This is a genomic window from Streptomyces sp. LS1784, from assembly GCF_020103755.1.
Taxonomy (GTDB): Bacteria; Actinomycetota; Actinomycetes; order Streptomycetales; family Streptomycetaceae; genus Kitasatospora.
On record NZ_JAHSQD010000497.1, the window covers coordinates 1 to 6,164 of the forward strand.

The window sequence follows — 6,164 nt, forward strand, 5'->3', positions numbered from 1 at the left end:
GACCCGGCCAGCGGTGGTGCCGACAGCGCGCTCGGCGAGGCCGCTGTCCGGCTGCTCGCCGACGCCGGGGAGCCGGACGACGCGCCGCTGGTGGTGGCCGGGCTGCGCCGCTGGATCTCCGCGCGCGGGGTCAGCGGTACCGGGCTCGGGTCGCTGGTGGACGGTGCGGGGCGGCTGGTCGCCGCCGACGCCGTACCGGTCCTGCGCCACATCTACGGGGAGGCCGCCTCCTCGGAGCTGCGCGGACGTGCCGCCCAGGCGCTGGCCGCGACGGACGTGCACTTCCCCGAGGGGCCCGCCGTCGAGTGCCTCTGGGACTGCGAGGAGTCCACACGTGAGCTCGCCGCGCGCCATGTCGCCACCACGGGCGACGCGCGTGTGCTGGAGCGGTTGCGCAGGCTCGCCGCCGACCCGGCCGAGGAGGCCGAGGTCCACGCCGCCGTACGCGGCCGACTGACCGCCGCCCGGGAGCACGGGCGTTAGGGCCCTCGACGTTCAGTGGGCCGGGACACCGTCGGTGTCCCGGCCCACTCGCTTCTGCGGGTCCTCGGTTCTGAAACCCGGTTCTACTTCACTGCGCCGGCGTCCGGGGCCAGGACGCCGCCGACGACCAGTCCGATGATCAGAATGCCGAGCAGTACCCGGTAGACCACGAACGGCAGAAAGCTGTGGGTCGAGATGTACTTCAGGAACCAGGCGATCGCCGCGTAGCCGACCACGAAGGCGATCGCGGTGGCCAGGATGGTCGGCCCCCAGGCCGGGGCCGGGCCCTCGCCGATCTTGAACAGCTCCAGTGCCCCCGAGGCGAGCACTGCCGGGATGGCGAGCAGGAACGAGTAGCGGGCCGCCGCCTCCCGGCTGTAGCCGAGCAGCAGGCCCGCGCTGATCGTGCCGCCGGAGCGGGACACGCCCGGGATCAGCGCCAGCGCCTGGGCGAAGCCGTAGATGCCGGCGTGCGGCAGCGTGAGGTCGGTGATCGGACGGGCGTGGCGGACGGCCCGGGTGCGGTCGGCGAAGGCCAGGATCAGGCCGAAGACGATCAGCGTGGTGCCGATGATCCGCAGGTCGCGCAGGTGGGTCTCGATGGTGTCCTGGAACAGCTTGCCCAGGATGCCGATCGGCAGGGTGCCGATGATCACGAACCAGCCCATCCGCGCGTCCGGGTCCGAGCGCAGCGCCGGCCGGAACAGGGACAGCGCCCAGGTCTTGATGATCGAGGCGATGTCCCGGCGGAAGTAGATCAGCACCGCCGTCTCGGTGCCGAGCTGGGTGACGGCCGTGAAGGCCGCGCCCGGGTCGTCCCAGCCGAGCAGGGCGGAGAAGACCCGCAGGTGGGCGCTGGAGGAGATCGGCAGGAACTCGGTGAGGCCCTGGATCAGGCCGAGGACGGCCCCGTGGAACCAGTCGATCACCGGACACCCACCGGGGGTATCCGTCGGGCGTGGGGCAGGGGCGGCATGGGCGGGTCCTTGCGGGTCGGAAGGGCATGCGGGGCCGCCGCGACCCGCCTGGCCCGCAGGCCGCGCGCGAGCCCGGCGCGCGGCTGATGGTACGGGGTGAAAGTGACAGTTCTTTGTTCACCTTTTGTTCCGGCTTTGCGCACAGGGCCCCTGCTCGTCCGGAACCGGCCCGGGGCGGTGCCTAGAGCACCGGCCGCGCCCGGACCCAGGTGCGGTCCGCGGTCAGGTAGCGCTCGACCACCAGGTCGGCCTCCGCGAGCGCCTGCTCGAACGCCTCGGTGCTGAGCGGGCGGGACAGGAAGGTCTGCGTCCAGGTGCCGTCCGGGAACACGTACTCGAAGCGGACGGAGTTGACGCCGTCGCCGACCGGCGTGGCCGAGACCAGCCGGGCCCGCGCGTCCGGGCCGATCGAGCTCTCCCGCGGCGCGTTCCGGTGCCAGTCCTCGCCCTCACGCTGCACCAGCACGCAGCCGTCCTCGCTGACGTGCCGGCGGCAGGTCTCCAGCAGGCCTCGGCGGACCGTCACGTCACCGGCGTGCACGAGGCACGAGGCGAGCATGACGACGTCGAAGCGCTCGCCGAGGTCCAGCTTCTCGATCCGGCTGCGCACCGTGCGGACGTCCGTACGAACCCGGGCCAGCATCTCGGCGGACTCGTCCACGGCCGTCACGGCGAAGCCGCGGTCGGTCAGCGGGTGCGTCATCCGGCCGACGCCGCAGCCGAGTTCGAGGATGCGCGCGCCGGGTGGCACCGCGGCCTCGATCACGTCCGGGGCGTCGCCCACCGGAAGGCGGCTCCACACCTCGACGGCGCAGCCGTCCGGAGTGATCGCGCCCTCGCCCGTTCCGTCGTAACCCTTGCGTCGTTCATCTGCCATGCCGTTCATCCGAGCACGGACGGGTGCGCAGGGGAAGAGGGCGCCGGAAAGTCATTGCCACATACCCCATGGGGGTATATGTTCGATCGACGGCAGAGCGAGAGAAGGGGCGCCGGACCGGGCGCCGCGGCAAGCGGAGGACGACATGGCACACCCTGCGCAGCACGAGCACCACGGGCACGACCACGGTGGGCACCACGAGCACGGCGGTCACCGCGAGCACCAGGCGCACGCCGGCCACCACCAGGCCCACGGTGGCGGCGGGACCAGCTGGCGGATGGCCGCCCAGGCGACCCTGCACTGCCTCACCGGCTGCGCCATCGGCGAGATCCTCGGCATGGTGCTCGGCACCGCCTTCGGCCTGCACAACGGCGCGACGGTGGTGCTCTCGATCCTGCTGGCCTTCGTCTTCGGCTACGCGCTGACCATGCGCGGCGTGCTGAAGGCCGGCCTCGACGTCGGCGCCGCGGTCAAGGTCGCACTGGCCGCCGACACCGTGTCGATCCTGGTGATGGAGCTGATCGACAACACCGTGATGGTCGCCGTCCCGGGGGCGATGGACGCCGGCCTCGGCGACCTGCTGTTCTGGGCGGCGTTGGCGGGTTCGCTGGTCCTGGCGTTCGTGCTGACCGTCCCGGTCAACAGGTGGATGATCGGCCGGGGGCGCGGCCACGCCGTGGTGCACGCGCACCACCGGCACTGATCCCGTTCCCGGGCGCCGGAAATCCTCGCCTGCGGCCCGCACCGACCGTTCGACGGCCGGTGCGGGCCGCGGCGCGTTCGGGCCCCGGTCTACCGCGGACCGTCTTCCAGGTCGGCCAGGGTCGCGTCCAGCCAGGCGAGCTCGGCCTCGGTGGTGGCACGGGCCACCAGGAGCAGGCCGCGCCGGAACGGGTCGGCGAACTCCTCGGCGCCGACGGGGCGGTCGCCCTCGTAGAAGAAGCTGGCCGGCTCGGCGAGGAAGGCCAGCCGGCGGCGGAGCACGGCGGCCTGGGCGGCCGGGTCGGCGAGGTGCCGCAGGAAGGCGAGCAGGGTGAACCAGCGGTTCTCGTCGCTGACGTCGAGCGGTTCGGGCTCGCGCAGCCGGTCGAGCAGCGCGGCGCGGCCGGCCTCGGTGAGGTGCAGGGTGTGCCGGGGCGCGGCGGCGCTGCCCGGCTCGGTCTCGCGGACCAGCAGGCCGTCTGCCTCCAGGCGCTTGATCGCGGGGTAGAGCGTGCCGTCGCTGATCGGGCGGACGTGGCCGGTGAGCGCGGCGAGGTGGCGGCGCAGCTCGTAGCCGTGCAGCGGCCGGTCGTACAGGAACCCGAGGATGGCGAGCTTCAGCATGCGGCCACTCTCTCAGATCCTTCCCTCGGTGCGTGGGTATCTCGCTTCCGCGATACCTCGAATTCGATGTATGGTCCTGGTCGTCCGCCGGAATCCCCCGGAGCCGGACCGGGGTCGGAGCCCGTCGGCCCGGCCCCCTGAACCGGAACCCCCTGGAAGAGGAGCGAGTGAGCATGCGTGAGGCCCCCGTCACCCCGAACGGTGACCGGATCCGCTGGGTCGACCTGCCCGGCGCTGAACCGGTCCGGCTCTACCTGCACGGGCTCGGTGCCACCTCGCCGGCCTACTTCGCGGCCGCCGCCACCCACCCGCTGCTCGCCGGGCGGCGCTCGCTGCTGCTGGACCTGCTCGGCTTCGGCCTCAGCGACCGGCCGACGGACTTCGGCTACACGCTGGAGGAGCACGCGGACGCGGTCGCGGCGGCGGTCGCGGCCGCCGGACCGGACCGGGTCGAGGTGATCGGCCACAGCATGGGTGGGGCGGTCGCGATCGTCCTCGCCCAGCGGCACCCGAGGCTGGTCGAGCGGCTGCTCCTGGTGGATGCCAACCTGGACCGGATCGACCCCGACCGGCGCCATCCCGGCAGCAGCGGCATCGCGGCCTATACCGAGGAGGAGTTCCTGGCCGGCGGGCGGGACGAAGTCGCCGAGCGGGTCGGCCCGTTCTGGTGGTCCACCATGCGGCTGGCCGGCCCGGAAGCGGTCCACCGCAGCGCCCGCTACCTCGCCCGGGCGACCGTGCCGACCATGCGCGAACTGCTGCTCGGCCTCGACCTCCCACGCACCTTCCTCCACCCGGCGGCGGACGGCGAGCCGGCGGGCGCCGACACCCTCCGTGCGGCGGGCGTGCGGGTGGTCGCGGTGCCGGACTGCGGGCACAACATCATGCTCGACAACCCGGACGGCTTCGCGGTCGCCGCGGCCGAGGCACTCGGGCGGACGTGAGCGGCGAGGGCCGGCCGGGTCCCGCCATAGGCTTGGACGGACCGCCCGAGAGGAGCCCGCCCGATGCCCGTCGAGGTCCCGCCCGCGCTGGCCGCCACCCTGGAGGAGTTCCTCGGCGCCGAGGGCCGCGCCTGGGTGGACCGCCTTCCCGTCCTGGCGGGCGAGTTGCTCGACCGCTGGGAGCTGCGCCCGGACGGGCCGGTCGCGCACGGCGTGGTCGGGCTGGTGCTGCCCGTGCTGCGCGCCGACGGGGCGCCGGCCGTGCTCAAGCTCCAGCCCGTGGACGAGGAGACGGTGGGCGAACCGCTCGCCCTGCGGACCTGGAACGGCCGCGGCGCCGTCCGGCTCCTCGACCACGAACCGGCCACCGGATCCCTGCTGTTGGAGCGCCTGGACCCGGGGCGCTCGCTGCTCGACCTGCCCGACGACCTCGTGGCGCTGCGCGTGATCGCCGAGCTGCTGCTGGAACTGACGACATGTCAGGCGCCGGACGGGCTGCGGACCTTGGCCGAGGAGTCGGCCCGTCTGCTGGAGCGGGTCCCGGCGGCCGCCGCCTGCCTCGCCGACCCGGCGGAGCAGCGCCTGCTCGCCGACTGTGCGGCCGTCCTGCGCGAGGTCCGTGCCGAGCCCGGCGACCGCCTGCTGCACTGGGACCTGCACTACGGCAACGTGCTCGCCCCGCTCCCCGGCAGCGGTCGGGCCCCCTGGCTGGCCATCGACCCCAAGCCGCTGGCCGGCCACCCCGGCTTCGAGCTGCTCCCGGCGCTGCGCAACCGCTGGGCGGATCTGGTGGCCACCGGGGACCTCGCCCGGGCGCTGCGGCGGCGCTTCGACCTGATGACGGAGGTGCTGGAGCTGGACCGCGAGGTGGCGGCGGCCTGGACGCTCGCCCGGGTGCTACAGAACACGGTCTGGTCGGCCGAGGGGGGTGAGGCGGCGCTGGACCCGGCCCAACGCGTCGTCGCCGAACTGCTGTTGGGGCGTTGAACGCGGATCTCGGGGGCTGTTCGGTGCTCCCGCCCGGTGCTCCCGTTCGTTCCTCCAGCTCCGCGTTCCGGCTCAGCGCTCCCGCAGGGGCGCGAAGCGCACCGGCGTCCCCGGCCGGGCCTGTGCGGCGGCCGCGAGGTCGGCGGTCGGCACGACGCCGATCACCGGGTAGCCGCCGGTGGTCGGGTGGTCGGCCAGGAACACCACCGGCTGTCCGTCCGGCGGAATCTGCACCACGCCCAACACCATTCCCTCGCTGGCCAGTTCACCGTCCCGGGCGCGGGCTACCGGCGGGCCCTCGGTGCGCAGCCCGATCCGGTTGCCGGCCGGGGAGACCACGTACCGGTCGCGGGCGAGGCGGGCCACCGCCTCCGGGGTGAACCAGTCCGCGCGCGGTCCGAGCCGCAGCCGCAGCACCAGCTCGGCCGGGGGAGCGGGCAGCGGCACCAGCTCGGGCCTGGCCCGGTACGGCGGCGGGGTGCCGACCGGCAGCCGGTCCCCGACGGCCAGTGGTGCGGGCCCGAGCCCGGAGAGCAGGTCCGCCGAGCGGCTGCCGAGCACCGGCGGGAC

Annotated in this window: 6 protein-coding genes and 2 pseudogenes; 4 read left to right on the forward strand and 4 right to left on the reverse strand. The window is 74.1% G+C overall.

The genetic code is table 11. The features are described 5' to 3' along the window. Positions 1–483 (forward strand): annotated as a pseudogene (locus tag KS423_RS35800) (HEAT repeat domain-containing protein); the annotation flags it as partial. Between the two features lie 83 nt (positions 484–566). On the opposite strand, the gene KS423_RS35805 reads toward KS423_RS35800, so the two are convergent. Both KS423_RS35805 and KS423_RS35810 read right to left on the reverse strand, forming a co-directional pair. Further along, on the reverse strand, positions 567–1,409 hold the full coding sequence (locus tag KS423_RS35805) for an undecaprenyl-diphosphate phosphatase (RefSeq protein WP_374120088.1): 843 nt from the start codon (positions 1,407–1,409) through the stop codon (positions 567–569). Positions 1,410–1,641: 232 nt separating this feature from the next. Next, positions 1,642–2,337, reverse strand: a complete 696-nt coding sequence (locus KS423_RS35810) for a bifunctional 2-polyprenyl-6-hydroxyphenol methylase/3-demethylubiquinol 3-O-methyltransferase UbiG (RefSeq protein ID WP_224283917.1) — start codon at positions 2,335–2,337, stop codon at positions 1,642–1,644. Positions 2,338–2,482: 145 nt separating this feature from the next. On the opposite strand from KS423_RS35810, the gene KS423_RS35815 reads away from it, so the two are divergent. Next, the gene (locus KS423_RS35815; RefSeq protein WP_374120087.1) at positions 2,483–3,040 is read left to right on the forward strand and encodes a DUF4396 domain-containing protein; all 558 of its coding nucleotides are present in this window, start codon (positions 2,483–2,485) and stop codon (positions 3,038–3,040) included. Positions 3,041–3,129: 89 nt separating this feature from the next. On the opposite strand, the gene KS423_RS35820 is transcribed toward KS423_RS35815, so the two are convergent. Continuing rightward, entirely contained in the window at positions 3,130–3,663 is a 534-nt protein-coding gene (locus tag KS423_RS35820) for a PadR family transcriptional regulator (protein ID WP_224283918.1), read from the reverse strand. A 173-nt stretch (positions 3,664–3,836) separates the two neighbouring features. On the opposite strand from KS423_RS35820, the gene KS423_RS35825 reads away from it, so the two are divergent. Then, a complete protein-coding gene (locus KS423_RS35825; protein WP_224283919.1) occupies positions 3,837–4,607 on the forward strand; it encodes an alpha/beta fold hydrolase in 771 nt (256 codons plus the stop codon). A gap of 63 nt (positions 4,608–4,670) precedes the next feature. Next, complete coding sequence (locus KS423_RS35830; protein ID WP_224283920.1) at positions 4,671–5,594, forward strand: aminoglycoside phosphotransferase family protein; 924 nt, start codon at positions 4,671–4,673, stop codon at positions 5,592–5,594. Positions 5,595–5,666: 72 nt separating this feature from the next. On the opposite strand, the pseudogene KS423_RS35835 reads toward KS423_RS35830, so the two are convergent. Next, positions 5,667–6,164 (reverse strand): annotated as a pseudogene (locus KS423_RS35835) (allophanate hydrolase subunit 2 family protein); the annotation flags it as partial.

Excerpts from the sequence above, each read along its gene's own strand:
- KS423_RS35830 (WP_224283920.1), top strand. The coding sequence starts at position 4,671 with ATGCCCGTCGAGGTCCCGCCCGCGCTGGCCGCCACCCTGGAGGAGTTC.
- KS423_RS35825 (WP_224283919.1), top strand. The coding sequence starts at position 3,837 with ATGCGTGAGGCCCCCGTCACCCCGAACGGTGACCGGATCCGCTGGGTC.
- KS423_RS35820 (WP_224283918.1), bottom strand. The coding sequence starts at position 3,663 with ATGCTGAAGCTCGCCATCCTCGGGTTCCTGTACGACCGGCCGCTGCAC.
- KS423_RS35810 (WP_224283917.1), bottom strand. The coding sequence starts at position 2,337 with ATGGCAGATGAACGACGCAAGGGTTACGACGGAACGGGCGAGGGCGCG.
- KS423_RS35815 (WP_374120087.1), top strand. The coding sequence starts at position 2,483 with ATGGCACACCCTGCGCAGCACGAGCACCACGGGCACGACCACGGTGGG.